The organism is Agrobacterium sp. a22-2 (assembly GCF_012276985.1).
Classification (GTDB): domain Bacteria; phylum Pseudomonadota; class Alphaproteobacteria; order Rhizobiales; family Rhizobiaceae; genus Allorhizobium.
In genome coordinates this window covers 1-403 of the sequence record NZ_JAAXMM010000099.1, presented here as the reverse complement: position 1 = coordinate 403, position 403 = coordinate 1, and the positions used below count along the sequence as shown (strand labels likewise).

The following is a 403-nucleotide window of genomic DNA, read 5'->3' as shown; positions in this document are numbered from 1 at the left end:
TTTGTTACTAATACTGCTCATGTTATTGACTGTGCTTAACTTGAGGAGCAACAAATGGATTTAAAACTGACTGGAAAAGTGGCTCTGGTAACTGGAGCCCGTACCGGAATTGGTTTCAGCATTTGTGAAGAATTGGCCATGAATGGTGTGCATTTAATCATGGTGGCCAGACGAGAACCTGAGCTGATTCTTGCTGCGAAAAAAATTTCAGAGAAATACGGTGTTTCGGTGCTGCCTATTGCCGGGGATGTGACTGATCCCAAACTACCTTCTTTAGTGGTTGAACAAGCGGAAAAGGTTTTTCAGCGTATTGATTTACTGGTGAACAATGCCGGAAGAGCCCATGCGGGCACGCTGTTAACCACTTCGGAAGAAGACTGACAGATAATGACTGAGACCAAAT

General features: G+C 44.2%; 1 protein-coding gene. It reads left to right on the top strand.

Annotated elements, in window-relative coordinates:
- Positions 1–54: 54 nt before the first annotated feature.
- Positions 55–381 (top strand): SDR family NAD(P)-dependent oxidoreductase, encoded by a 327-nt coding sequence (locus HFC70_RS26575; protein WP_210259476.1) that lies wholly within the window; start codon positions 55–57, stop codon positions 379–381.
- Positions 382–403 lie beyond the last annotated feature (22 nt).